This is a genomic window from Microcoleus sp. PH2017_28_MFU_U_A (assembly GCF_020738035.1).
In the GTDB taxonomy this organism is placed as follows: Bacteria; Cyanobacteriota; Cyanobacteriia; order Cyanobacteriales; family Microcoleaceae; genus Microcoleus.
In genome coordinates, this window is sequence record NZ_JAEQCX010000045.1 from 26,166 (window position 1) to 51,442 (window position 25,277).

Annotated in this window: 29 protein-coding genes; 13 read left to right on the forward strand and 16 right to left on the reverse strand. The window is 44.5% G+C overall.

The annotated features are described in order from the left end of the window. Window positions 1-22: 22 nt before the first annotated feature. Together secD and JGK14_RS10745 are read right to left on the reverse strand one after the other, a co-directional pair. Window positions 23-1,432: a protein translocase subunit SecD gene (gene secD / locus JGK14_RS10740; RefSeq protein ID WP_293179803.1), complete on the reverse strand. Its 1,410-nt coding sequence runs from the start codon at window positions 1,430-1,432 to the stop codon at window positions 23-25. A 193-nt stretch (window positions 1,433-1,625) separates the two neighbouring features. Beyond that, window positions 1,626-2,609 (reverse strand): alpha-ketoacid dehydrogenase subunit beta, encoded by a 984-nt coding sequence (locus JGK14_RS10745; RefSeq protein WP_293193211.1) that lies wholly within the window; start codon window positions 2,607-2,609, stop codon window positions 1,626-1,628. A gap of 196 nt (window positions 2,610-2,805) precedes the next feature. On the opposite strand from JGK14_RS10745, the gene JGK14_RS10750 reads away from it, so the two are divergent. The 3 genes from JGK14_RS10750 (at window position 2,806) to JGK14_RS10760 (ending at window position 4,638) form a co-directional block, all read left to right on the forward strand. After that, window positions 2,806-3,105 (forward strand): Uma2 family endonuclease, encoded by a 300-nt coding sequence (locus tag JGK14_RS10750; protein ID WP_293193210.1) that lies wholly within the window; start codon window positions 2,806-2,808, stop codon window positions 3,103-3,105. 67 nt (window positions 3,106-3,172) lie between these two features. Further along, a complete protein-coding gene (locus JGK14_RS10755) occupies window positions 3,173-4,300 on the forward strand; it encodes an RNA-guided endonuclease InsQ/TnpB family protein (RefSeq protein ID WP_293179581.1) in 1,128 nt (375 codons plus the stop codon). Then, window positions 4,297-4,638, forward strand: coding sequence for a Uma2 family endonuclease (locus JGK14_RS10760; protein WP_325315049.1), 342 nt, complete (start codon window positions 4,297-4,299; stop codon window positions 4,636-4,638). Before JGK14_RS10755 ends, JGK14_RS10760 begins: the two co-directional genes overlap by 4 nt. Before the next feature lie 240 nt (window positions 4,639-4,878). On the opposite strand, the gene JGK14_RS10765 is transcribed toward JGK14_RS10760, so the two are convergent. Then, the gene (locus JGK14_RS10765; protein WP_293179584.1) at window positions 4,879-5,151 is read right to left on the reverse strand and encodes a type II toxin-antitoxin system HicB family antitoxin; all 273 of its coding nucleotides are present in this window, start codon (window positions 5,149-5,151) and stop codon (window positions 4,879-4,881) included. A gap of 102 nt (window positions 5,152-5,253) precedes the next feature. Next, the gene (locus JGK14_RS10770; protein WP_293207911.1) at window positions 5,254-6,621 is read right to left on the reverse strand and encodes an NACHT domain-containing protein; all 1,368 of its coding nucleotides are present in this window, start codon (window positions 6,619-6,621) and stop codon (window positions 5,254-5,256) included. 451 nt (window positions 6,622-7,072) lie between these two features. Here JGK14_RS10770 and JGK14_RS10775 point away from each other — a divergent pair, with 451 nt between their 5' ends. Further along, window positions 7,073-7,918 (forward strand): SH3 domain-containing protein, encoded by an 846-nt coding sequence (locus tag JGK14_RS10775; protein ID WP_325315050.1) that lies wholly within the window; start codon window positions 7,073-7,075, stop codon window positions 7,916-7,918. Window positions 7,919-8,108: 190 nt separating this feature from the next. Here the strand turns inward: JGK14_RS10775 and JGK14_RS10780 are convergent, their stop codons facing one another. Together JGK14_RS10780 and purB are read right to left on the reverse strand one after the other, a co-directional pair. After that, complete coding sequence (locus JGK14_RS10780) at window positions 8,109-8,834, reverse strand: M15 family metallopeptidase (RefSeq protein ID WP_325315051.1); 726 nt, start codon at window positions 8,832-8,834, stop codon at window positions 8,109-8,111. Between the two features lie 275 nt (window positions 8,835-9,109). After that, complete coding sequence (gene purB / locus JGK14_RS10785; protein ID WP_293212625.1) at window positions 9,110-10,405, reverse strand: adenylosuccinate lyase; 1,296 nt, start codon at window positions 10,403-10,405, stop codon at window positions 9,110-9,112. 238 nt (window positions 10,406-10,643) lie between these two features. Here purB and JGK14_RS10790 point away from each other — a divergent pair, with 238 nt between their 5' ends. The 6 genes from JGK14_RS10790 to JGK14_RS10815 all read left to right on the forward strand — a co-directional run bounded on the left by JGK14_RS10790 (window position 10,644) and on the right by JGK14_RS10815 (window position 12,556). Further along, window positions 10,644-10,874 carry a type II toxin-antitoxin system HicB family antitoxin gene (locus tag JGK14_RS10790; protein WP_293179597.1) on the forward strand — a complete coding sequence of 77 codons (231 nt, stop codon included), beginning with the start codon at window positions 10,644-10,646 and terminating at the stop codon, window positions 10,872-10,874. Between the two features lie 51 nt (window positions 10,875-10,925). Next, window positions 10,926-11,150, forward strand: coding sequence for a type II toxin-antitoxin system HicB family antitoxin (locus tag JGK14_RS10795; RefSeq protein WP_293206643.1), 225 nt, complete (start codon window positions 10,926-10,928; stop codon window positions 11,148-11,150). 79 nt (window positions 11,151-11,229) lie between these two features. Then, window positions 11,230-11,676 (forward strand): helix-turn-helix domain-containing protein, encoded by a 447-nt coding sequence (locus JGK14_RS10800; RefSeq protein WP_293206640.1) that lies wholly within the window; start codon window positions 11,230-11,232, stop codon window positions 11,674-11,676. 19 nt (window positions 11,677-11,695) lie between these two features. Further along, the gene (locus JGK14_RS10805; RefSeq protein WP_293206638.1) at window positions 11,696-12,016 is read left to right on the forward strand and encodes a helix-turn-helix domain-containing protein; all 321 of its coding nucleotides are present in this window, start codon (window positions 11,696-11,698) and stop codon (window positions 12,014-12,016) included. A 64-nt stretch (window positions 12,017-12,080) separates the two neighbouring features. Then, window positions 12,081-12,338 carry a type II toxin-antitoxin system HicA family toxin gene (locus JGK14_RS10810; protein ID WP_293179609.1) on the forward strand — a complete coding sequence of 86 codons (258 nt, stop codon included), beginning with the start codon at window positions 12,081-12,083 and terminating at the stop codon, window positions 12,336-12,338. After that, complete coding sequence (locus JGK14_RS10815; protein WP_293179612.1) at window positions 12,335-12,556, forward strand: type II toxin-antitoxin system HicB family antitoxin; 222 nt, start codon at window positions 12,335-12,337, stop codon at window positions 12,554-12,556. Before JGK14_RS10810 ends, JGK14_RS10815 begins: the two co-directional genes overlap by 4 nt. 180 nt (window positions 12,557-12,736) lie before the next feature. Here JGK14_RS10815 and JGK14_RS10820 read toward each other — a convergent pair whose 3' ends face one another. From JGK14_RS10820 to JGK14_RS10835, 4 genes are all read right to left on the reverse strand, one after another. Further along, entirely contained in the window at window positions 12,737-13,504 is a 768-nt protein-coding gene (locus JGK14_RS10820) for a YebC/PmpR family DNA-binding transcriptional regulator (protein WP_293193172.1), read from the reverse strand. A gap of 144 nt (window positions 13,505-13,648) precedes the next feature. Continuing rightward, a complete protein-coding gene (locus JGK14_RS10825) occupies window positions 13,649-14,287 on the reverse strand; it encodes a histidine phosphatase family protein (RefSeq protein WP_293179618.1) in 639 nt (212 codons plus the stop codon). A gap of 283 nt (window positions 14,288-14,570) precedes the next feature. Next, entirely contained in the window at window positions 14,571-15,575 is a 1,005-nt protein-coding gene (locus tag JGK14_RS10830; protein ID WP_293193174.1) for an endonuclease NucS domain-containing protein, read from the reverse strand. A gap of 94 nt (window positions 15,576-15,669) precedes the next feature. After that, window positions 15,670-16,359, reverse strand: a complete 690-nt coding sequence (locus JGK14_RS10835; RefSeq protein ID WP_293193175.1) for a class I SAM-dependent methyltransferase — start codon at window positions 16,357-16,359, stop codon at window positions 15,670-15,672. A 301-nt stretch (window positions 16,360-16,660) separates the two neighbouring features. On the opposite strand from JGK14_RS10835, the gene JGK14_RS10840 reads away from it, so the two are divergent. Next, a complete protein-coding gene (locus tag JGK14_RS10840; RefSeq protein ID WP_293179630.1) occupies window positions 16,661-18,532 on the forward strand; it encodes a polysaccharide biosynthesis/export family protein in 1,872 nt (623 codons plus the stop codon). 336 nt (window positions 18,533-18,868) lie between these two features. Here the strand turns inward: JGK14_RS10840 and JGK14_RS10845 are convergent, their stop codons facing one another. Beyond that, on the reverse strand, window positions 18,869-19,561 hold the full coding sequence (locus JGK14_RS10845; protein WP_293219217.1) for an SGNH/GDSL hydrolase family protein: 693 nt from the start codon (window positions 19,559-19,561) through the stop codon (window positions 18,869-18,871). Between the two features lie 153 nt (window positions 19,562-19,714). Here JGK14_RS10845 and JGK14_RS10850 point away from each other — a divergent pair, with 153 nt between their 5' ends. Beyond that, the gene (locus tag JGK14_RS10850; protein ID WP_293179636.1) at window positions 19,715-20,038 is read left to right on the forward strand and encodes a polymorphic toxin type 24 domain-containing protein; all 324 of its coding nucleotides are present in this window, start codon (window positions 19,715-19,717) and stop codon (window positions 20,036-20,038) included. Between the two features lie 5 nt (window positions 20,039-20,043). Next, on the forward strand, window positions 20,044-20,502 hold the full coding sequence (locus JGK14_RS10855) for a hypothetical protein (protein WP_293179639.1): 459 nt from the start codon (window positions 20,044-20,046) through the stop codon (window positions 20,500-20,502). Here the strand turns inward: JGK14_RS10855 and larE are convergent, their stop codons facing one another. From larE to fraC, 5 genes are all read right to left on the reverse strand, one after another. Continuing rightward, window positions 20,503-21,330, reverse strand: coding sequence for an ATP-dependent sacrificial sulfur transferase LarE (gene larE, locus JGK14_RS10860; RefSeq protein WP_325315052.1), 828 nt, complete (start codon window positions 21,328-21,330; stop codon window positions 20,503-20,505). It lies immediately after the preceding gene. A gap of 101 nt (window positions 21,331-21,431) precedes the next feature. After that, on the reverse strand, window positions 21,432-22,316 hold the full coding sequence (locus JGK14_RS10865; RefSeq protein WP_293179645.1) for a Uma2 family endonuclease: 885 nt from the start codon (window positions 22,314-22,316) through the stop codon (window positions 21,432-21,434). A gap of 157 nt (window positions 22,317-22,473) precedes the next feature. Beyond that, window positions 22,474-23,247, reverse strand: coding sequence for an ABC transporter permease (locus JGK14_RS10870; RefSeq protein WP_293179648.1), 774 nt, complete (start codon window positions 23,245-23,247; stop codon window positions 22,474-22,476). Between the two features lie 351 nt (window positions 23,248-23,598). Next, window positions 23,599-24,597 (reverse strand): DUF5357 family protein, encoded by a 999-nt coding sequence (locus JGK14_RS10875; protein ID WP_293179651.1) that lies wholly within the window; start codon window positions 24,595-24,597, stop codon window positions 23,599-23,601. Between the two features lie 5 nt (window positions 24,598-24,602). Beyond that, the gene (gene fraC, locus JGK14_RS10880; RefSeq protein ID WP_293147226.1) at window positions 24,603-25,121 is read right to left on the reverse strand and encodes a filament integrity protein FraC; all 519 of its coding nucleotides are present in this window, start codon (window positions 25,119-25,121) and stop codon (window positions 24,603-24,605) included. Between the last annotated feature and the right edge of the window lie 156 nt (window positions 25,122-25,277).

The window sequence follows — 25,277 nt, forward strand, 5'->3', positions numbered from 1 at the left end:
ATTACCCATTACCTACTAGCTATTAGCTATTAACTGTTTTCGACAAACCGGGACAAAACCACTCGGGTTTGCGTAATTTGGGAAAGCCCAAGACTACCAACATTAGAGTGCGACTGCAAGTAAGAGCAGTAAACATACTCACTGCGACGCCCAAGGCCAGCGTTACAGCAAACCCTTTGACTAAACCAGCCCCCAACCAGAACAAAGCAGCACAAGCAATCAGTGTAGTTACGTTGCCGTCTAAAATGCTGGAAAAAGCGCGGTAAAAACCTGATTCTACCGATCGATAAAGCGTCTTCCCCGCCCGCAACTCTTCCCGCGTGCGCTCAAAAATCAACACGTTAGCATCCACGGCCATCCCGATGCTGAGCACAAAACCAGCAATTCCTGGCAACGTTAATGTCACCCCCAACAGCACGAAAGCGGCCCAAGTTAACAAAGCATAAATTAACAGAGCAATATTGGCAATTACGCCGGGGAGTCGATAGTAGCCAACCATGAAAATCAAGACTAAAGTCAAGCCACCGATGCCTGCATTAATACTGCTTTGAATGCTGTCTCGTCCCAAGCTGGCACCTACTGTGCGGTTTTCAATAATTACGACAGGCACGGGCAAAGCACCGCCGCGCAATTGCACCGCCAAGTCATTAGCCTTCTGTGCTGTAAAGTTGCCCGAAATTTCGACATTACCGCCTGTGATACCTGTTTGTTTGTACTGATCGCTAACAGTCGCAGCACTAATGAGTTCGTTATCTACAAAAATGCCTAGGGTGAGGTTTGTACCAGCAATGCTTTTGGTCAATTCGGCAAACTTTTGGGCCCCCTCAGTATCGAACCGTAGCGCTACAGCATAGGTGTTGCCTAAGGAATTGGATGTGGCGAAAGCATCTTTGAGGTTTTTGCCGGTGATCTCGGTACGTTCGTAAAGGTTGGCGGTAAGCTGTTTAATGTCCTGATTCTTTTTGTCGATCGCAGCTTGGTTGTCTGCGATCGCCTTAGCATCTCCTTTTGCCTGCAACTCCTGCTGCTTTCCCAGCATTCCAGCAAGTTCCTCTTTCCTAACCTTCAAAAAAGCTCCTTCTTGCGGTGTCTCGCGCCGAAAATCTAGCTGTGCCGTACCGCCGAGTACCCGTTCCGCTTGTTGCGGATCGCTTACTCCAGGCAACTGAACCAGAATTTGATCGCTGCCTACGGTTTGTACAACTGATTCGGAGACTCCCAAACCATTAACTCGGTTTTCGATAATTCGCCTCACTGCTTCTAGATCCCGCTCTTCAATTTTCGGGATATCTTTGGTAGTTTTCACCTGAATTGTGAGTTGCGATCCTCCTTGCAAGTCTAATCCCAGCCGCGTCGGAATTGTTGCTATCACAGTAATAGCGGCTACGATCAAAACAAAAATTAGGGCTAATAATGAACGTTGTTTTTGCATACTTATAGTAGTTGACAGTTGACACTTGACAGTTGGTGAGACTGTGGATTCCTGCACGGTTGAGGTAGTTGGCAGTTTACCAGGGACAGTAATTAGTTGGCAGTGGTAATTGGTAATTCGCAATTGGTAATTGGTAAGGGCAGCTATCAACTGTCAACTATCAACTGTCAACTATCAACTGTCAACTGACTATTTATACTCGCAAACCTACCATTTTTTGGACAGCTTCGACAATTTGGTTTGGCTGGACAATTGTCAATCTTTCCAAATTACCGTTGTAAGGTGTGGGAATATCTTGTGAAGACAGCCGCAAAACTGGTGCGTCAAGTTCGTCAAAATATCGATCGCAAATTGAGGCAATTAATTCAGCGCCGATGCCTCCGGTTTTCATGCACTCCTCTACAATAATTACTTTGTGAGTTTTGCGAATAGATTCGCCGATGGTGTCCATGTCGAGGGGTTTGAGAGAAATTAGGTCGATTACTTCGGGATCGAAACCTTCTTTCATGAGTGCCGGCAAGGCTTGCAGGACGTGGTGGCGCATCCGCGAATATGTCAAGATGGTGACATCTTTGCCCGATCGCACAATTTCCGCTTTATCTAACGGCACTAAATATTCTGTGTCTGGCAAATTTTCCTTAAGGTTGTAAAGCAAAACGTGCTCGAAAAACAGCACCGGGTTATCGTCGCGGATTGCTGATTTTAAGAGTCCTTTGGCGTTGTAGGGAGTCGAACAGGCGACAATTTTCAAACCCGGTACTGCTTGGAAATAGGCTTCTAACCGCTGGGAGTGTTCGGCGCCGAGTTGTCGGCCCACGCCGCCTGGGCCGCGAATTACCATCGGCATTTTGAAGTTGCCGCCGGAGGTGTAGCGCAGCATTCCGGCGTTGTTGGAGATTTGGTTGAAGGCGAGGAGCAAAAAGCCCATGTTCATGCCTTCGATGATCGGCCGCAATCCCGTCATTGCTGCGCCTACTGCCATGCCTGTAAAGCTATTTTCGGCGATCGGGGTATCGAGGACTCGGAGCTCGCCATATTTTTCGTAGAGGTCTTTGGTGACTTTATAGGAACCACCGTATTGACCTACGTCTTCGCCGAGTACGAATACAGAGGAGTCGCGGGCCATTTCTTCGTCTAGCGCCTCGCGGAGGGCGTTGAACAATAGGGTTTCTGCCATAGGAGGTGAAGCAATGATTGCAGGAGGTCAGATTAGAATCTTAACCTTTTGGGGGTGTCGGTGAGGATGCGATCGTACATTTGGCAGTTAAGACTGGAGATTTGGCCAACATATATCATAATATTTGTATTATGTCAATCAATATTTAAGTTAACTAGACAGGCGGGAATTCCCCCGCTCACAGCAGAGGAATATTATGTTCCAGACAAAAACTGAACTAACTCTGGAAGAGTTTCTCAGTCTCCCCGAAGGAGAAGGAGATATAACCTACGAACTTGTTGACAATCAAGCAGTACCGAAGATGTCACCGAAAAAATTTCATTCTCGCCTCACCAGAAGCCTGATAAAAATTCTCGAACAGTGGGGTGAAGAACGGGGAGAAATTGGTGTAGAATGGGCAGTTAAATTAACCAGAATGGGGCGAGATTGGGTTCCAGTCCCAGATTTTTTATATGTTTCTTACCGAGAAATTGGGTCTAAAGCCCCGTCCTTCTAGGACGGCTTTTTCTTAACTTTTCTTAATTTTTCTTGGGATTCTCCTGAATCCGCGATAAAATGCCAACATGAAAACCCTGAAGTTTAAGCTGTATCAACATAAGCGGAATAGATTTCTCAAGCGGTCAATTAACGCCGCCGGAGTGATCTATAACCACTGTATTGCCCTACATAAAAGGTACTACAGAATGTGGGGAAAACACTTAAACTGCTCTAAACTTCAAGCTCATATAGCTAAACTACGGAAGCGTAAACCTTTCTGGCAACGACTAGGCTCTCAGGCCGTTCAGGATATCTGTCAACGCATCGAGAAAGCCTATCAACTATTCTTTAAGCACAATAAAAAGGGAGTAAGACCGCCGGGATTCAAGAAAGTTAGAAGATACAAATCTTTTACTCTAAAGCAAGCCGGATACAAATTTCTCTTAGGCAACAGAGTTAGGATTGGAAATCAGGTTTATCAGTATTGGAATTCCAGGGAAATAGAAGGAACCGTTAAAACCTTAACTATCAAGCGATCGCCTCTAGGTGAACTCTTTATGATGGTGGTTGTGGACCCAGAAATAAGAGAACCCAAAATCAAATCCGAGACGAGTAGAATTGCTGGATTTGATTTTGGCTTAAAAACCTTCCTGACTATTTCCGATGGAACCCAAATTGAATCCCCTCAATTCCTCAAGCAATCCCTAAACAAGCTCAAGCAAGCCAGTCGCCAACATTCAAGAAAAGTTAAAGGGTCAAATCATCGAGAGAAAGCTAGAAAGAACTTAGTTCGTCAGTATGAAGATGTTTCAAATCGTCGTACTGACTGGTTCTGGAAACTAGCCCATCACCTCACAGATAGATTTGACATTTTGTGTTTTGAGACCTTGAACTTGAAAGGAATGCAACGTCTTTGGGGCAGGAAAATATCAGACTTAGCCTTTGGAGAGTTTCTCCAGATTTTAGAATGGGTGGCTCAGAAAAAAGGAAAAGCGATCGTTTTTATAGATAGATGGTATCCATCTAGCAAAACCTGTTCTGCCTGTGGTCATGTTTTAGAAAGTCTAGATTTATCGGTAAGAGAATGGCGTTGTCCATCTTGTCAATCTGTGAATGGACGAGATGAAAATGCTGCTAAAAATATTTGTGCGGTTGGGGCATCGACCGCTAAGTTAGGCTATGTTAGACAGGTTTTGCCTGCAATTGCTGTTTGACCTTAGAATCAAGAGTGCGTTTACGCCGGGGAGTATGTCAAGAACGCTTATCTCCAGACTGGAATCAAGATGAAGCCTGTCCTGTCGTCCCGGAATTAGTCATAGAAATTATTTCACCAGAACAAACTTTCGGTCAGTTAGCTGCGAAAGCGAGAAATTATTTGGATGCTAAGGTATTGCGGGTTTGGGTAGTTGATAGCAAGGCTAGAAGTATTACAGTTTTTTACCCCGATGCAGCACCGCAGACTTATATGGGAGATACTCTATTAAAAGATCCACTTTTTGATGGACTAGAATTTACTGCGGAACAGGTATTTAAGATGGCAAAAATACCATAATTTTTTTTGAATCAGGATTAGTGTGTGCTAGTTCACAAGCTATTCCATTGTTCTAGAGTAATTTGCCTATCTATAATCTCCTCAACCTCTCGAATCATCATCCGTAACTGAGGAACAGAATACTCGTCATTAGAAGGAATAGTTAAGCGATACTCATGATAAATCATAAACTGGTGCTTGCTTCCAGAAAAAGGGCCAGCTAAGCCTAGCTCTTGTAATTTCTGGATAAATTCTCGACGCTTACAAGGTGTCCAACGGCTCAAGGCTAGGCTCCTGATTTAAATCAATATTGTCAATTACGGGCAAACGGTGTCGCAATTTTAACCCTAGCAAAATCCAGTCTTCCAAAGTGGATCGCAACTCATTTTGACACTCTTTTAAAGTTGAGCCAAAGGCGATGACTCCCTTGCAAACAGGAATTTTGCCGACAAAGCTACGATCTTCAAGTTTGTCATACATAGCCTCAGTCATTGCTCGATCGACGTATTCACTCAGAATGAATTTTACAGTCATTAAGTTTTAGTTTCCTTTTGCTTGTCGAATATTTGGCGATCGGGTATTTAGCTCTCCTTCACAGTTACATCTATTATATTTGTTTTTGTCAAGCTACTACATTTATATCTCAGCAAAATGCTTCTGCAACAAATCGTGAATAAATCGATAACGTCGATCGCCCGTTTTTTGAAGCAACAGTCGATCGCCCGCAGCATCCAGAAAACGCTGGTAATCCCAAGGAATATGACCGCTAGACCACAGCACGAGGCGCAATATCAAACTATCAATCGCCGGAATTGGCGGCAACACAGCACTAATTACCGCAGCCACAGCACCCGCAATCAATCCCCAAATCGAGCCGGAGACTAGGGTGGCGATTACTCCCAAAAATACCCAAATCAGCCCGCCCAACAGCTTAACTCCAAACTGATACTTGCGCTGTTCCTCGCCTGTTTGCAGCCAACTCGACGAGATGCGATCGAGGTAAAATTCTTGAATTCCTTGCTGTTCCATCTTTCTCGCCAACCATCCCAGCCAGCGGCGAATTTGTTCTGGCCGCAGTTCCTTATTTCTGGGATACTGCTTGACTTCCCCAGTCATTTGGTGGCGGATGTAAGCAGTTAACAGATATTTGCGCTGTTCTTCTGTGGAAGTGATCCGCTTCCAAGATTCAATTAAAATATCATCGTAAGCCAAAGCCATCATGCTCAATAATAAGGGAGCTTTTGCTAATTTTAACAACTCCGGCTCCTTCTCTATGCTGTACCAAAGTTCGCGGCTTCTGGCTTCTAGGAGATAATTTTGAATTTGAGTTTCGCTCAGAGGTTTCAGCAAAACTGCTGCTTGCAGTTTAAATCTACTCTGGCAGTTTTTGTAAGCTTCAAAACTGCTGCACGCGACTAAATGTTTGGGTTGAAATTCGCTTTCAAGAAACTGATTGATTGCTTGAATGCAGCTATCTTGGCGGTGGATTTCTACTTCGTCCAAACCGTCGAGGAGAGGTAGCAATTTTTGTTCGGCCAGCCATTTTTTGCCGACAGCCGCAGGGATACTATATTTGTACTGAAGCTGAACAATTAACCAATCTGCGATCGCCCCAGATTCTGCTTTCCACGATCTCAGTTCAAACAGCACGGGTATTGGTAAATTAGGATCTTGTTCGGCGCGCGAAACTAACACCAGAGCCAATTCTAGCAGCGTCGTGGTTTTGCCGGCACCCGTCGCTCCCAAAATGACTAATTTGCCGTTGGTGCGATCGAACACTTGAGAAATGCTAGCTTTGGCTGGAAGCCGAAAACTTGGACGATTTCCCGCTTTCACTTCCACATCCCAACAGCGGCTAACACCGACAGGCTGCGAATCTTGGCTGAGGTTAGCCAGCACAGCAGTATGCAAGGATTGCGATCGGCCGGCTTCGGCTTCCTGCTTCACCTCCGAAAGCAGTCGATCGCGAGGTGGTTGTAATTGGAAAGGAATAAATCTTGACATGACAACTAATAAACTAGACTTCTTGCAAAAATAGTTAGGACGCTGCTCAAAGCCATCCCACAAAAATCTTTTTTCTTGTGGGATGGGCTTCTAGCCCGTCCCAAAATTTGATTAAAAGGACTTTTGCAAGAGGTCTACTGCACCTCGCGCTGGATGCTTACGTTGCTAGAGTTGAGCACAATTGGCTCAGAGCAACAGTAGCATCACCACAGGTGTCAAGTATAGACGGACTAAAATTATTGTGACAATCATGAATGTTAAATTTTAGGAACTCATCCGGAAAGATGAGCCCTGATTAAGTATTTTCACTATAAATCCAATGGTGGTCGCCCGGAATTTCCCGGAAAAATCTTGATAAATCCGCCTAATTACGTATTTTCCCTATAACTTGACTGGCGATCGCGTCAATTCCGCAACCAAAAATATCAGTATAAATACAGAGGAGGTTTTTATGCCATTTACTTCTACTCAAATCATCATTACAGGCTTAGCAGGGCTAGCCACAGCCGTGGGTGTAGCTGCTGCAACTATACAGTCGGGTGCGATTCAACAATCCAATGTAGCCCTTCGAGAATCCCCAGCAGCAGTCAGAAACGAGATTTCACTCGTTCCGGCGAACAACCCGGAATCTGAACCGGCAGAACCTCTGCAAGTAGAAACCCAGCCTGCGGAAGCCCCCAAATCTCAACCTCAACCAGCCAAAAGTGCCGCACTTCAACCACCGCTAATCGCTGGATTCTCGCAGCAAAAAGTTGCCCCAGTAGTTGTCACACCGCCCAATTCCGGCTGTAAAATCAGTATGGCTGTAGTTAGCGATCCGAATCCACCGCTGAATGTGCGATCGCACCCGCAAGTAAACGACAGCAAAATAGTAGGAAAACTGAAAAATAATACCTTTGTTTCCATCGCAGAAGAACAAAATGGTTGGCTGCGAATTACCGAACCGCCCGGTTGGATTGCCAAAAATCGCACCGAAAGCAGTTGTTCTAATGTCAACCAGCAGATTAATTTTTTGACTGGGGGAGATGAAGCGATAGTCAAAGGTCGAATTATCGGCGGTGGAACTCATTCTTACAAGATTCGGGCTGCTAAAAATCAAACAATGACGGTTAAGAATCGGAAAGATGTTTTCCCACAAATTATCACTCCTAGTGGCAAACTTTTAGTAGAAGATCCGAATACACAAGGCAAGAAAACTGAGTGGACGGGCAAAATCCCTGTTACTGGAAATTACACATTTCAACTAGACTCAAATTTCCGGGGATTTGAATACGAATTTTATGTGCGAGTCCGATAAATTCCCAAGAATACCGGGCGGTTGAAACCGCGTCTATACAGACAAAACAAGCCGGACGCCGGTTGAAGAGTGGGCGGTGAAAATTACGTTAGCTTCTTCAGTCCGCGGAGGCGGACTTCCTTTGTGTAGACGCGGTTTTAACCGCCGTCTTAGTTTGTGTAGACGCGGTTTTAACCGCCGTCTTAGCTAATTAAGGAATTTCAGAAAGCGACACATCTAAAATCGCAAATTTCTGCCAATCTTCCGAATCAAAGTGCCACCATTCTGTGCTTATCCCGATAAATCCCTGTTTTTTCATCGCATCTTCAAGCGTTTGACGATTTTTCCGAGATTGAGCGCTGCCACCGTTGTAATCTCTGTGAGCTTTTTTGGTAAAATCGTCATAGGGCGTTGGCATCTCTAATTCTTTGCCAGTGCGATCGACTAAAGTCAAATCCACTGCCGCACCGCGATTGTGTCGCGAACCCCTAACAGGATTAGCAACATAGTTCGGATCTGGCAAAAACTCCCACATTTGCTTAGTCACAGAAAAAGGCCTGTAGCAATCGTAAACTTTCAAACCCAATCCGATTTTTTCTAAATCTGTTTGAACTAGGGCTAATTTTTGAGCAACAGAACTTCTCAAAGCACATTTTGCTACTGTATAAAGTTTTCGTTTCAAGAAATTGTTAGTAGTGGCGTAGCGGATATCAAGACGAATGTTGCGATTGACGGTGCGGATATCAACAAGTCTCGCCCAATTGGGAAGTTGACTCATGAAAACACTTTCAGGTGTTACTGGGTTGGATTCTAATTGGGGAGATTGCACTTTTGGTGGTTCCTCGGCGCGGACAAATGTTGTATAATTTAGCGTAGTTGTAGATACTAATACAAGGACAAATACCATTAGATATTTGACAAATCTACTAATTTTCATAAGTCTGTTAATTTGAGGTTTTATATGAGTTTTTACAATTTATGTCTTCGACGATTTTCGCGCTTTTTGGATTGTCTGTCAGCCCGCGAGACCGACAAGGGTTGAAACCCCTGTCTCATAGCTAAAGTCCTCTTTAGAGGACTAAGATATTTCTCATTTCTTGAAAATTTTGTTTTTATGAGTCTTTCAGTCGGTTTCAACCGACTTTAGCTATGAGACGGGGGTTTCAACCCCGGCGTACTGTCGGACAATCCTGATTTAATTGTTGATTTTCTTCAAATTCCCAACCGCTGATATACTAAATCTAAGTGCCTCAATTGATACTGCGGATCGAAACAATCATCAATTTCCTTGCTCGTCATCTTAGCAGTAACGCGATCGTCCTTAGCAATCAAATTATAGAAATTGCCTTCAGATTTGTTCCAAGCTTCGTGAGCGCAAGATTGCACAACTTTGTATGCTTCTTCACGGTTCATTCCTTTTTCTACCAAGGCTAGCATCACGCGCTGACTGAAGATAACTCCGCCGTAAAGATTCATGTTTCGCTTCATATTTTCGGGATAGACTAGCAGGTGTTTTACTAAGTCTGTGGTTTCCACTAACATGAAGTGAGTTACTGTAGAACTGTCGGGCAAAATCATCCGTTCTACGGAACTGTGAGAAATGTCTCTTTCGTGCCAAAGCGCCACATTTTCTAAGGCTGCGACGGCGTTGGCGCGGACAATTCTCGCCATCCCTGTGAGTCTTTCCGATCGAATCGGGTTGCGTTTGTGGGGCATGGCGGATGAGCCTTTTTGCCCTTTGGAGAAGAATTCTTCGACTTCGAGCACGTCGGTGCGTTGCAGGTTGCGAATTTCGACTGCAAAACGTTCGATCGATGCGGCTAACAATGCTAAGGTTTGGACGTATTCGGCGTGTCGATCGCGCGAAATGACTTGAGTCGATGCACAATCGGGTTCGAGTCCGAGGTTTTGACAGGCGATCGCTTCGATGCGCGGATCGATATTAGCATAGGTTCCGACTGCACCGGAGATTTTGCCAACTGCGATCGACGATCGCAAATTCACCAATCGGGCGCGGTTGCGAAGGACTTCAGCCAGCCATCCTGCTAGTTTAAAGCCAAAGGTGATGGGTTCGGCGTGAATTCCGTGCGATCGGCCAACCATCACAGTATTGCGGTGTTGTTGGGCCTGATAGCGAATAGCTTGGCTCAAATCTTCGACACGTTCTAACAAGATATTGACGCTGGCGACTAATTGCAGCGCCAAAGCAGTATCGAGCACATCGGAACTGGTTAAACCGAGGTGAATGTAGCGGCCGGCATCGCCTACATATTCGTTGACATTTGTCAAGAAAGCAATCATGTCATGGCGAACTTCCTCTTCAATTTCGAGGACTCGTTTGGGGTCAAAATTAGCCTTAGCTTTAATTTCTTCGACTGCGGCGGCGGGGATGTAGCCGAGTTCGGCTTGAGCTTCGCAGACAGCAATTTCTACTTGTAGCCAGCTTTTGAGTTTGGCGGTTTCAGTCCAGATGTTGCCCATTTCGGGCAGAGTGTAGCGGTCAATCACGGTGGTCGTTGGGGAATTCGGTCTCACCATTGTACATCTGTGTGGGGATGCAAGAGTCAGGAAGTCCAGAAACCGGGTTTTTTACGAAAATACTTTGTTGTAGCCCGCAGATTTGGTAAAAACCCGGTTTCTTTGGTCGGAGTGAAGAAACTAGGTTTTTGGAGTTTGGGCGATCGGCTACAATATCCTAAACCTCATTAGCTGGCATTCTTCTCTATTCCCCTATAAAGGGTTCCAAATGAATAGCAATTATAGTCTCATTATCCAGTGGTCAAAAGAGGATCAACTTTTTGTTGTCAGCTTACCTGAGTTTACCGATGTCATGCAGCCTTGCACTCACGGACACACTTACGAAGAAGCGGCAAAACACGGACAAGAATTGTTAGAAACATTGATTGAACTCTATCAAGAAGATGGCAAACCTCTACCAGAACCTCAGACGTTGGGGAAACGATTACAGATAGCGTAAAACGAAATAATTGAGGAAAATTTGCCAAATCGAAGCAGAGGAGACAGAACCATGAAATATACAGTTGTTATCCAATGGTCGGAAGGCGATCGATGTTTTGTCGTGTTTTTGCCTGAATTTGAGGATGTAATGCAGCCGGTAACTCACGGAGATTCTTATGAAGAAGCTATCTACAATGCACGAGAGGTACTGGAGTTACTAATTGAGAGTTGTCAAGCTGAAGGTAAACCATTGCCCGCAACTAAGAAGCTAGAACGATTATTTCAGGCTGTTTGAATATTTTGATTATTTCGGATATTGCGTTTACGCCGTGAAAAGTGTTATCGTCAAGAAAACAATCAAAATACATCTTGCTATGTTAAAGCAAAAAGCATCGCCAGAGTCTGTTTTGCCTCCAGAAAAAGAACAAGAATCTATAGCACAATTAGCACAGATACTCAGCCGAGAATCCGCACAGCCAAAATTAGTCACCAGTAACGGAGAAGAGATTCTCCTTCCCGAATCAGTCTGCAACATCCTGCATCAAGCTGTGCAGGCGATGGCATCTAATCGGGCTGTTTCGATCGTTCGTCACAATCGCGAATTAACAACACAACAAGCTGCTAATATCCTAAATGTATCGCGACCTTTTCTAGTCAAGTTGCTAGATGAAGAAGCAATTCCTTATATCAAAGTAGGTTCCGATCGGAGGATTCGATTTAAGGATTTAATCATTTATCAAGAACAGCGAGACAGAAAGCGCCGTAAACTATTAGACCAGCTAATCGAGATGACTGAGGAAGCTGGTTTATACGAGGAATAGGATTAATTCACTTTTTAATATGGCTAAAGTTGCTGTTCTACTTAATGCTTGTCTTTTGTTTTCCCTATATTTGCTTGATATTCTTCACAATCGCGAACTGACGACGCAGCAAGCTGCCGATATCCTGAATGTATCGCGACCATTTCTTGTCAAGTTGCTAGATGAAGGAGCAATTTCTTGTGTCAAAGTAGGTTCCCATCGGCGAATTCAATTGAAGGATTTAATCATTTATCAAGAACAGCGAAAAGTCAAGCGTCGCCAAGGACTTAAGGAATTAACTCAATTTCTTCAAGAGGAAGGATTTTACGAAGCACGAATACACGATATAGTTCAAGATTAAGAATGTTATGATTGCAAGCAGCATCAATAAACCCTAAAATTCCAGGTACAATCAAGAGCGAGCGATGAAAAAGCGTAAAATTTTAGAAAAGGTGCTATCTGGGTCAAAAAACATCAAGTTTAATGAAATGGTGACACTGATTGAAGCCTTTGGCTTTAGTCTGGCGAGAGTCAGTGGCAGCCATCACATATTCAATCATCCTGAAGTGCCAGAAATTGTTAACATTCAAAATAAGAAAGGCGAGGTGACACCCTATCAAGTCCGTCAATTCTTAGCGATAATCGAGGAATACGCTCTCACAATAGAGGATGATCAACCATGAAAGACTATCACATCAATATTTTTTACAGCAACGAAGATGAAGGCTATATTGCCGATATTCCCGACTTAAAATACTGTTCCGCTTTTGGGGAAACCCCAGAATTAGCTTTGCAGGAAGTACAGATTGCTAAAACAGCATGGCTGGAAGCTGCAACAACTGCGGGAAAACCCATTCCCGAACCAAAATACCGACCCGCAATATATCAACTTACTACTTGACAAACGATCGCACAAATCCCCCTTACTGCATCCGATCGCCCATCCGGTACTGGACTGCTTCTCCCAGATAATTCGCGATCGAACTTTCATACTCCGACAAAGCCGTAATTGTTCTAGTAACCTTCAAATTTTGCTACGAACCTGATGCGGACTAAAGTCCTCACTACGAACCTTGGGATTTTAAATCATAATTGAGGACATCAATTCATCGGTCATTTCAAAATTAGCGGTCACACTTTGCACGTCGTCCAAATCTTCCAAGGCGTCCATTAACTTAAGGAGCGATCGAGCTTTTTCAGGAGTGTCTATTTCCACTGTATTGCTCGGAATCCAGCGAGTCTCTGACTGTAAAACTGCAAAACCTGTTTGTTTCAAAACATCAGCCAGTTTTTCCAAATTAGGCACACTTGTAAAAACTTCTGCACCTTCAGTATCCTCATCAATTGATATCAAATCGTAGGATTCGGCTTCGGCTTCTAGGGATGCTTCAAACAATTGTTCCTCATCAATGGGGCCGCGTACTGTACAAACTCCTTTGTGGTCGAACATCCACCCCACACAACCAGTTTCGCCCAAGTTGCCGCCATTTTTACTAAAAGCTTCTCGCAAGTCAGCCGCCGCGCGGTTGCGGTTGTCTGTCAGCGCTTCAATCAGAATCGCCACGCCGCCAACGCCGTAACCTTCGTAGCGAATGGCTTCTAATTCGGAACTACCTCCGGCTAAACCGGCACCTTTGGCGATCGCCCTTTCTATGTTTTCATTAGGAATACTCGCCGCCTTGGCTTTTTCAATAGCTGTCCGCAGTTGAAAATTGCCAGCGGGATCGGGAACTCCGCTGCGGGCGGCGACAATAATTTCGCGAGATATTCGGGCAAAAACCTTGCCTTTAACAGCATCAACTCTAGCTTTTTGGCGTTTAATATTCGCCCACTTACTGTGTCCTGCCATACTTATTTAAGATTTTTGATTTAAAATGTGCGATCGACATTAAATGATAGCACTCAGATTTTCACAGACCAGATTAACCTAGGGTGTGCACTGCACAACCCGTACACATAGCATATAATGCGATTTTTTGCACGAATCTCAACTTTAATTAAAGCGGATGTCGGTTTCAGTGTCCGTGAGGTGAGAAGTATCGCCATTAAGTGCGATCGACCATTCGTCCCCATTCCGCACCACTTTCACCAAACAGCAAAGAGAAGCATTAATTTTCCTCCTAGCACCGCCCACCAGCCACAGCGCACTTCCCACAACCGACGAACCGTGACCTACTAATAACATATCCTCAGGAAACTGTGCAGCGAGGCGTTTAGCAGTTTCCCCCGCCCTTTTGAGACAAGCTTCCCCGGTTTCGGGATAATTAGCAATACCGCCTTTATAAGAAGCATCAATCCTGGGAAAACGCCTGCACAAATCCTCGACAGATTCAGTTTCCGGCATTTCGGTCATCCATTCAGGATTCAGCCATTCGCACAGTCCCCACTCTAGTTTAATTGACAAATCCAGAGCTTCTGCCGCGTGATTTGCCGTTTGGACAGTTCGCAGAAAAGGCGAAGCAAAAATATGAGAAATTTCTTCACCTTTGAGGCGATTGGCTAGTTGTTTGGCTTGAATGTTACCGTCTTCGGAAAGATGGGGATCGTAGCGGTGTTCTGCGGTGAGAAACCAGTCGGGGTTTACGAAGTCGATGCGGTTTCCGTGGCGTGCGATCCAGACTGTTTGCGGCATGAGAATTTTATGTTTTGGTTTCTATATGTAATATAATCTAGACTTACGCACCACGCGATCGAAGAAACCGGGTTTTTTATTTAATCTGTGGACTACAGCGCAGCATTTTCGGGAAAAACCCGGTTTCTGGCCACCCATGCGTAAGTCCATTTATATCAAAATTAGGTAATTTTGATTTTTTGTCAAGCTATTGATATAAGTTTTTAACCGCTGATGCACGCAGATAGACGCAGATGGATGGTGATTTTGGCAAGAAATTATGGGTGCTATATGATTTTTTACCTTAAAGTGTTTCCCGCCATTTTTCCAAGGATAAATTTACCAAATAATCCAGAGGATTAGATTCTTTATTTTGCTGACTTATCTCAGTTACATAGTGTTTTAAATCCCAGGTCAGAACTTGCGAATCAGAAGCAGAATAACGAGAACCCACCGGCCAGTGGCGAAGATAAGAATACTCATCTATTTTGCTCAGGGATAAAGCATCATTCCTCTTTCGGTTATAAATTGCCATTCTCCCAACCCTGTTACAGTTATCGATCCAAGGGGAAAGAGGTAGCCATAACATGAGTGCTGGTCTAATATAACCTTCCCCAGCTCTTCTATCTACACAAATCTGAGCGCATAGTTTACTTTTACCTTTACCATAGCTAATGCTTTTAGAGCAAATTATTTCTTGTATACGGGTGTCAAATCTGAGAATCTTCTCCCGAATTCTCCAGATTACCTGCTGTTCATCATCAATAAACTTCTTGAGTAGATTCCGAAACTCTCTGGGTGGACTCCGTATATTATCCGTACTTTCTATTTCTTGATATGTAATCTCTAGTTGTGAAGTATGCCCAGTATCTACATCTTTCAAATGGAGATATAAATTATCCCCCTCAGGAACTATCGCAAATTCTAAAAACTGTAAAAGTAGATGATTGTACTTCCTATCAGTAAAACTATCCCTGTGAAAAATAGGCGCAATCGCGACTAAACGAACAGGGGGATCGTAGTTTACTTGGTTGGCAAAAGGTTTGCTCTCTAGCAAAGCATGATAATAACGAGTTAACTGCTGGACGATATATCGATCTTCACCATTTTTCAACTCCAGCACTGCTAAACTTTTATTGTCATCAACTGCGATGATGTCGCATCTTTGTTCGTTGATAGTGAATTGTCGCTTGATGACTGTCAAGCCTAGCAAACTCTCCAGATGAGCTTCGACAAAATCCTCTAAAGCCTCTTCGCTGACAAATTCCCACCCTGTCCCTGTTTTCCTTAAGGCTGCGCTGCTGAGCATTTTGACCTGGGTATATGAATATAGTAACTATTGTCTTTGAGTCCGCGGAGGCGGACATGGTTTGTATAGCCGCGAATTCCATTCGCCCGGTAAGTTACATTTGTCCCCTAACTCGCAGCATCTTATTTCCACCTTTTTGAAACTCATAGGGAGCCTCTTGAACTTCCACACGAAAATTTCTATTTTTCAATTCGGCAATAATCGGATTTAAATGCTCAGATTCCTCTCCGCTAAAACTTTGCAACAGCGGAAACACTCGCACTTCCTTAGCAACCCGACACATTTCCATAATTGCTTCTAGATGAAATTCTTCCGAAAGCAGGTGAGAATAAGCAAATAAGAAATGGCTGCACAAAGCTAAATCAAATTGACCGTTATCGAAGGGCAAAACAGGCAGCTCAGCAGTCAGGTAGCGGCCTTGCTCCAAGCCAGAGGGAAAATCTGCTAAAAATTCCTGCATTGCTTTCATCCGCACTTCGCCTAGCTGGTACGGCGATTCAAAACTGTTCCACAGGTAACCGTCTACATTGGCCTTAACAGCGTCAATCACAGTTTGATATGTTTCTTGGATGCGATCGCCAATTTCCACCGCCGTAAACTGATAAACCGGATCGCAAGAAATCACCTTGTTACCTTGGCGAGTCATTTCAGCATTGAAACTCGCCGGCCCGCCCGCACAATCTAGAATTGCTCGCTTGAGGTCACTTGATGTCAAGCTAAACATTCCTATGTATTCATCCAAGCAGCGTCCCCAGGGAATTACCTTCTCCAATTTTAGTGACACTTGTCTTTGTCCCGCAGATACAATTATTAATATTTTACATCAAAGAAGGATCGTTTTTTCTAGATCTTTTATTTCGGGGGGTTGATTTGCATCCCGACTTATGTATAAATAATTTTGAGAACATTTGGCTAGCTTTACGCTTTCTTTATAAAGAAGGTACTCGATTGCCGCACAAATTTTATGATTCCACCTCTGGATTTTCCAGGGCAGCGAGGCTACACTGGACAGAACGGAAAATAAACTAAAATTAACTAGCTTGCATTGCGATCGTTCAATGGCAGACTGCAACCAGGAAAGAAAGATGAAACATAACGTTCAAACCGCTACAAGTCTTAGTTTGTCAGCACTCCTGGTGCTGAGCAGTTCGCTGCCCAGTATAGCTCAGTTGCCTGCCATCAGAAATCCTGCACCCGCTAGGAACCAAAACAGGCCGAGAGTACCGCCACCACCGCCTCCGGGTTCGAGTTTCCCACGGATCGGCAATTCGGGTTCGCTGATACAAGAAGCGGCTTATACTTTAGGCCCGGGCGATCGCATTGCTTTAGATATCTTCGGCGTCCCTGAATTTAGCAAAGAATATCAAGTCTTAGTTGACGGAACCCTCAATCTACCAATCATTCGCAGCGTCTCAATTCAAGGGTTGACGCTGCAACAAGCCGCTACCGTCATTACCAAGCGATACGAACCCTTCATCAATGTTCCCGTTGTCACGGTGACTCTGATGGTTACTCGCCCCCTAAATATAGGTGTTGCCGGTGAAGTTACTCGCCCCGGTTCCTACAAAATTAATGCCAGCAGAGAAGGAACCGGAGGAGGCGTAAAATTTCCAACTTTGATGGAAATGCTGCAAGTTGCTAAAGGGGTGACATCCGCAGGAGATATGCGAAATGTCCAAATTCGCCGTCCCCGCAGAGGCGGAGCAGAACAACTTATTACTGTTAATTTGCAGGATTTTTTAGATACGGGAAATTTGAGCCAAGATGTCACGATCCGAGATGGAGATACAATTTTTGTACCGACAGCAAGTGCTCTCAATACCCAAGAAGTCCGTCAAAGAGCCAGTGCTAGTTTTTCCGCTGATATTACTAAACCAATTGGCGTGGTAATTGTCGGAGAAGTCAACAGGCCGGGGCCTTATACTGTATCTGCTTCGGATTTGCGATCGACTAACCAACAAACAGATCTGAGTTTTGTCTCTATTGAACAACAACAAGGAGGAGGAGCCGTTGTCGGACTACCAACAATCACTAGAGCGCTCAAAATTGCTGGCGGTATCACCACAGAAGCAGACATTCGTCGCGTCCAAATCCGCCGCCGTATCAGAGGTGGGACTGAACAAACTATCACGGTAAATCTGTGGGATTTGCTGCAAAAAGGTGATGCAACTCAAGATGTTTTACTGCAAGAAGGAGATAGCGTCATTATTCCGACGGCATCTACTGTAGACTTAGCTGAAGTTGCCCAACTCGGAAGTACAAGTTTCTCTCCAAATGCGATCAGCATCAATATTGTAGGGGAAGTGATCAGGCCCGGAGCTTTACAGGTTAAACCTAGTACATCCCTCCACCAAGCTTTGCTGACTGCGGGTAGTTTCAATCAATTGCGGGCTAAAAAAGATAAGGTGGAACTGCTGCGTTTGAACCCCAACGGTACTGTTACTCGCCGCACTATTAATGTCGATTTTGCTCAAGGGCTGAATCCTGACAATAACCCAACTCTCCGAAACAACGATGTGATTCTCGTAGCGCGATCGGGCTATACTAGGGTTGCAGACAATATTGCCACTTTCTTGCAGCCGATAACAGGAGTTGCAGGTGGAATCAGCAGCGTTAGCGGAATTTTTACTGGGTTTCAAACAACTATCAACGCTTTTCAGAACTTATTTTTGGGAGGAGATTTCGATCGGCGAAATCAACTCAGACAGCTTCGAGAACAACGAGAAGACAGACAAGAGCAACGTCAAGACAGACTGCTAGACAGAGAGTTACAGCGTGAAGAAAGACAGCGGCAAGCTGAAGACAGACAGCAGCAAGCTGAAGACAGACGCTTGCAACTCGAAGACAGACAGCGGCAGATAGAGCTTCAAGATCGGCAACTTCAAATTCAACAGCAGCAAAATCAGCAGCTACAGCAACTACAACCACAGCAAATTATGCCAACTACTACTCCTTGATATTTAGCGCTAGGGTGCGTCAGTTTAGTAATTGTCGATCGTGACAAAAATCTAATTCTGACACACAATTGATGCCGTAGTGCCTCACTTGTGATATCAATTCCGGTTGCACCGGAATGATGTTGACTGTTGACTGTTGACTGTTGACTGTTGACTGTTTAAATAATACCGATGCAACCGGAAACGATATGAGATCGTGAGGAAAGTAGCAAAAATATCATTTTTATGACGCACCCTACTTCACTGAAATGACATAAATCAAGTCCGCATAAACGGACTTAAAATTAAGAGTTTAGCAGGATATTCTTATGTCAGATAAAGTGTGAGTTGTCAAGTTTAATTCAAAATATTTAACAAAACTTTTCTGTATATATCTAAACCTTTGGCATTGAGGTGAACGCCGTCTATCGTTAAATCTCCATTTAGAGCTTTTTCCTTAAATAAGGCTTGTATGCCACTAGATTCCACGGTCATATTTTCGTCGGCGGCGACTTGATCGATGAGAACATTAATTTCGTCAACTCTGGCAATTGTGCCGGCAAATTTAGGATTGTAGCTGGCGGCAAGAGTTGAGTAAAAAGCAGGAATCAGAATAATCTGTTTGGTGCCGATCGATCGCATAATTGCGATCGCCTGTTTCAAATTGCTGACAAACTGCTCGTCGCTGATGCCGTACATAGCATCATTTGTGCCGATCGCCAAAATTGATTTTTTGCAAGTAAACCCCTGGGGCACTACAAGTTTAAGCTGTTCTAGCAGAGAAACAGAACTCATTCCGCCGATCGCAAAATTAAAGTTTTTTTCTCCCAAAGAATCGCCCAATGCCGAAGAAATAGAATCGCCCCACACGCAACCTTGATATTGCCGGTCTTTAATTTGCTGCACCTGATTGTACACCAAAACTTGCCACCACAGGGCAGAGCTCACTGTATCTCCCGCAGGTGGCGGGCCCGCTAACACCCGAAACGGGATGTAAGCGAACAACAAGAAAGCCAAGATGGCCCAGATCAATCTAAATTTAACTTTCATAAAACTTGCTACTCTTGCTGCTACTTCAGTTTATGCTATTGCTTTAACAAGCCGTCAGCATTTGTGCAAATTTCTATAAATTGTACTCTGTACATTTCCAAATACCCCTACATATATCAAACTGAGATGGTAAAATAATTTAGGACTAATATTATGTCTAAACCAGTTGACTGGACAGTTGGCATCCCCGCTAGCACCCTGATAGCCGTCGGAACCCAGGTCAGCGGGAGATTTCCTCTAGATGGAGCAAGTGCCCAAAACTTACTGTACCGCATGGATGGCAAGAACATTACCAGCTATATCGTCTACGATGACAGTGGACGGGCAATTAAGCGAGTAGACTTGACAGGAAGGGCTCATGCAAATGTGCCGACACCTCACGCCGTTGAATACAAACACAACCAAAACTCAGCAGGAGACATTTATGTGCAAGCTGAGAAAACAGTTAGGCCAGCTAGATTGGATGAAATACCCTAGAAATTATGTTCATCAAACAAATATCCTTGAATGCAGATAAACTAATCGATTTCCAGCAATGGAAAAAAGCCAACGGCGATGATTTTTCACTCTGGGATTATCTTTTTGGATCTGCTAATATTGAAATTGCCATAGCTTTCACAAAACTATTCTGGCCAGATTTTGTCGAACATGAAGGCGGCATCTTTTTGTCCGAAGCCTTTAACAGTCAAATCTACGAACAGTGGAAAATCGAGCTAGGGAATGATGTCGCTGCAATTGAGCAGGTGATGAACCACCAGCACGTTGATGACATTCTCCCCGGTGCCCAAAACGCTAGCAGTGACAATTTATTGTATTTGGGACAAGCATTAGCTCAGATGTGGGAAAGTCGCCTAAAATCGCTTTATCCTCAGCGCCGTTTTCAAGTTAAATGCGATCGGGACGAACACACGGTTGTAGTGACATTTTTTCAAGATAATTAATCAAGCCTTCGCCCCCAACAATTCAGGTTGCAAAACCTGATTTAATTTGCCGCTGCGAAATCCCTCCAAATCCAAAGTCGCATACACAAAACCAAACTGCTGAAACACCGCCACCAATGCAGGCAAATCCGCATTTAATACAAACTCTCGAATCTCCTGGGCAGGCAATTCAATTCGCGCCGTATCTCCATCCGATCGCACGCGCAGATTTTTCAGCCCCAACTGCCGCAAATACCGTTCAGCGCGCCCCACTCTTTGCAACTTTGCAACGGTGATTTCTTCACCGTAAGGAAAGCGCGAACTCAAACAAGGTTGAGCCGGTTTATCCCACCAAGGCAAACCCAATTCTCTTGCTAACTGTCGCACTTCAAATTTAGTCATGCCGACTTCTGCTAAAGGCGATCGCGCGCCCCGTTCCTTTGCAGCCTGAATCCCCGGGCGGTAATCCTTTAAATCATCACCATTCACCCCATCCACCACATAAGGATAACCCTTGGCAAGTGCTAGCGGTTTCAAAGTATCGTGCAGTTCACTTTTGCAAAAATAGCAGCGATTAACCGGGTTAGAAGTATAATTAGGATTGGCCATTTCCTGAGTTTCGACTTCCTGGTGGGCGATGCCAATTTCTGCGGCTTGAATCCGGGCATCTTCCAAATCCTCTGGCAGTAGAGACGGAGAAACAGCCGTTACAGCCAAAGCGCGATCGCCCAACACGTCAAAAGCAATTTTTGCCACCAAAGTGCTGTCAATGCCACCAGAGTAGGCAATCAGCGCTCGTTCCATCAGCGCGAAAATGTCTTTTAATTCTTCGAGTTTTTTCACTAACATGATTTCAATTGGGATTACTGTAGAAGGCGATCGATATTAGATCCCCAACAACTTCTGCGAAGTCGGGGATCTAAATATTCTGTTTTTTTAGGTGGGTTTAGTTATTCTGGATCGATACCGAGGGCTGCCAATCGCGCCAAAAGTTCTTGATTGCGCTGTCTTTCCTGTTCCAACAGCGTTTGGGCGGACTCTTTATCTTGCTGTTCGCGATCGGCCCGCTGGCTTTCAGCTTCGGCGCGTTGGCTTTCAGCTTCTGCCCGCTGGCTTTCAGCTTCTGCCCGCTGGCTTTCGGCTTCGGCCCGCTGGCTTTCGGCTTCGGCCCGCTGACGTTCTACTTCTGCCCGTTCTTCCGGCCACAAAAGCAACTCTCCGTCTGCATTCCACCAGCGCAGCCAATTTCCTGTTCTACCTTCCCGAGTTCCCACCCAAACTCCCAAAAATAGATTTAATCCAGGTATCAAATAACGCCCATTTTCATCAGGATCTTGATTGTTGTAGCGATCGGATTCCAGCGCATAAACTTCTATTCTGCCTGTATGCGGCCGAAAAATGACATAGCGAGGAACTTTGATTACTTGTTCGTAAAAGAACCACTTGCCGATTTCTTCTGTGTGTTCGACGGAGTATTCATCGCCGTAAGTAGCTGAGAGAAATTCCATCACTACAAAAGGCACTGTTCCTTCGGTATGAGGCGTGTAACTGCGGCGGGGATAGCTGTGAGGCCAAGGTTGAACCGGTTGCACGTACATCCAGTCTGGGGCTTTGCAAATAGTGCGATCGTCCACAGCAGCACACAAAGCAAAATTAGAAACTATGAGTGCATCTTGGATTAGTTCCGGGGAATCCACTACAGACTGGCGCAAACCGTTAGAGATTAAAGGATGTTCTATATTTTCCACGGGGTCATCTGGTAGAATAAAATCATCGGGAAGCAGCGGCCAGGTAATTTTTAGCTGCGATATCGGTTTGTGAATTACAGCAGTCATAAGTCACCTCATTTTACCAATAAAAGTTTGACTTTTAGTCGAGATTGGCGATCGACAACCTTCTCTATATCTTAGCGTGCTAATTCCACAATCAAATTCGTTTGCAGCGAGGACTCTTCCAGCAAACAATTACCGCTGACAATGCGGAATCTATATTTTAAAATTCTCGACGCGAAAATATGGCGATCGCAATTGACAGCAGCAGCACCACATACAGCAAACCATAGCCCGCATCTGTAATCAAACCCGCCAAGTAAGGTACTTGTCCGTAAACAGCATCATTTCTCAAATTGAACCGGGCTAAATCAGGCAAAACTAGATAAAGTCCCATCATCAATTGTTCAATGCCAGGATTTTTAGTTAACTTGCCAAAAGCCACTAAATCCCGCGTCGAGTGTCCCATCAAATAAACGCTAAATGTCAGTAAAGTAGCCAGCAGCGAACTGCTAAAAACTCCAAATAAAATCCCCACACCGGCCATGAGGCACAGCTCAAACCACACGAACAGCGAAGCGATTAAAATGCTGCCCAAAGGGTAAGGAATGCGACTCAAACTCAGAATAACCAGATAGATAACAGTCATTGCTGCTACCAGAACGAATAGCACCGCCGACATCCCTAAGTGCTTGCCCACAATTAACTCAGCCCGGCTTATCGGCTTGGCAACTAACAGGTAAACAGTCCGCTTTTCAATTTCTTTGTTGACCAGTCCGGTAGCCACAAAGACTGTGACAATTATACCCAGGATGCTCATCGCAGCCAAACCAATATCTAAGATAATTTTATTTTCGGTTGTCGCTGCCAATTCCGGTATCAAGCGCACCGAGGCTCCCATCAACAGAGCAAAAATAATAATTAAGTAAAGGATGCGATCGCGAATTACTTCCCAATATACATTAGTCGCGACTGTCAAGATTCTTCTCAAATTCATCTAGTTATTAACCCGCAGTCAACTTTAGCCATATTTTAGTGCAAGGAAGAGGGAAGTTCGGCAACGGATTTTTTAACGGATGTAACGGATGGATGTTGAGGGTAGAAGTCAAGGGTGAAGAAAGAGGATTTTTCCCATCTCCCCCTCTTCCCATCCCGACGGGTGTAGGTTTTTTGGTAAAAGCCTTATCCCATAAGAGTTTGAGATTCCCGCCAAGCCAAAGCCCAAAACCTTTGCAATGTCTAGATTTGCTGGGTTTTGCCAGTGGAAAACCTACACCTCTACACCTCTCCCCCTCTCCCCCTCTCCCATCTCCCTTATCTCCCCCTCTCCTAACGGCCAGAGACAAGCTCAAACTTGACTGTCTCCCGAAGTTCCATCTTTTTTCAGTCCAGGTTTAGAGGGTTTGGTAGTGTCGCAGGTTACAGTCGCTCTATTGCCTACATCGATCACCTCGCAAGATTTGGTCAACGAATATATTTCGGGTCTAAACACCAGCCCCAGCCAAGTTGCCTGCATCTGTAACTGATAGCGGGACTCTCCTTGGACGATCGAAGTTTTGACCTCCCAGCTCGCATCTTCTGGGACTACCCGAATTGTTTTTAACGCTTGATTCTTCAGAAAAAATCGCTCGTTGTCAATATCTATTAACATTTGTTCTACCTGCGCCCACGGTTTTGTGCGAGCTTCATTTTGCAGGTATCGATCCATTGCATTGAGGATGACCACTCCTCGGGAGCGATTAATAGTTGGCTGTTGAAATGTCACCACATAATCGCTTTTCCTCAAATCCTGCGATAAAACGCTCGGATATTGTTCTATCCAACCTTGAATTAAAAAGTGAAATCCAAACCAACAGGAAATCAGCAGGTGAATGAGAGTAATCATCAAAAACTGAGGCCGCACTAACGATCTGATACCTTCCCGTTTTGACTCGCTATTCCAAATCTCTATTACACCCAAAATTATTACTGCTATAATTGGGCCGGATATCCATGCTATTTCCTTCCTATCTGACGGCAATCGGATCAGCAACCACAAGCCAATTAAGATGCTGGTCACCCACGGACTCAGACTTACTTTTTTAATCGTAAAAGGTTGCTGGCTGGTCAGCAAACCCATTGACAGTGTAAAAAATAACCAGCTCATATCAAACATCAGAGTTCTTGTCGGCCAGTCTGTGATTGCCGCCACCGTCAGCAAAGCTAAAAATATGCTGAGCAGTAAAGGCGTCTTCCAGTGGACAACTTTAGGCGGAATTATCGCCTTTTGAAATTTTTTATTGGTTTCCCAAAGGTTGTTAGTCAGCTTCGTGAGTTGCTGAGTCACATCCAAAAATTGCTTCATCATAGATTTCAATTGACGCTTTGCAAAAACAATACGGTTAAAATAACGAAATTGCTAACAGTGTGGGCGATTAAAACTGCCCCAAACTGGGTAGTTACTCGAAAAGTTTTTTTGGGAGGACGGCGGCTGAGAGTTGGCGGCCCCAAAAACTGAGGTTTGGAAGCTTTTTTGTTACCAGAAACCATGTTCTCTATGAATTCTAGTCCCTGCCATTTGGCGAGAAAAGTGATTGCCAATACCGAGAGGGCAATCGCAGTTATTGCAGAGTAAGTATTCTGACCTCCGCCTAATAAAATATAACCGATAAGTTCTTCTCGCCATTCTTTGGAAATAACGCTTTCAATGCCGAAGAAAACTAACCAACCCACGCAAGTGCAAGCGAGATTGAGGATGGCTGTATATTCAACGCTGGTTTTGGGGCCGAGTTTCAGTAGTTTTTGCAGAAACCACGATTCGATCGCGATCGCCAAAAACATCATTAAAATTTGCACCAAAACAGTCCGAAATGGGAAAACACTCGCAATCATAAGCATTCAGGTATATCAGCCCGTGTTAGATTTTAATTGTACATCAGAAGCGGAATAATCTAGAGCGTAGGTTTTAGCCCCTAATCCTCTTCGATCGCCCTTCTGAACATCAAGTGGTTTAGGTTCTATCCTATAATCTGTTGAGATCCGCCAACA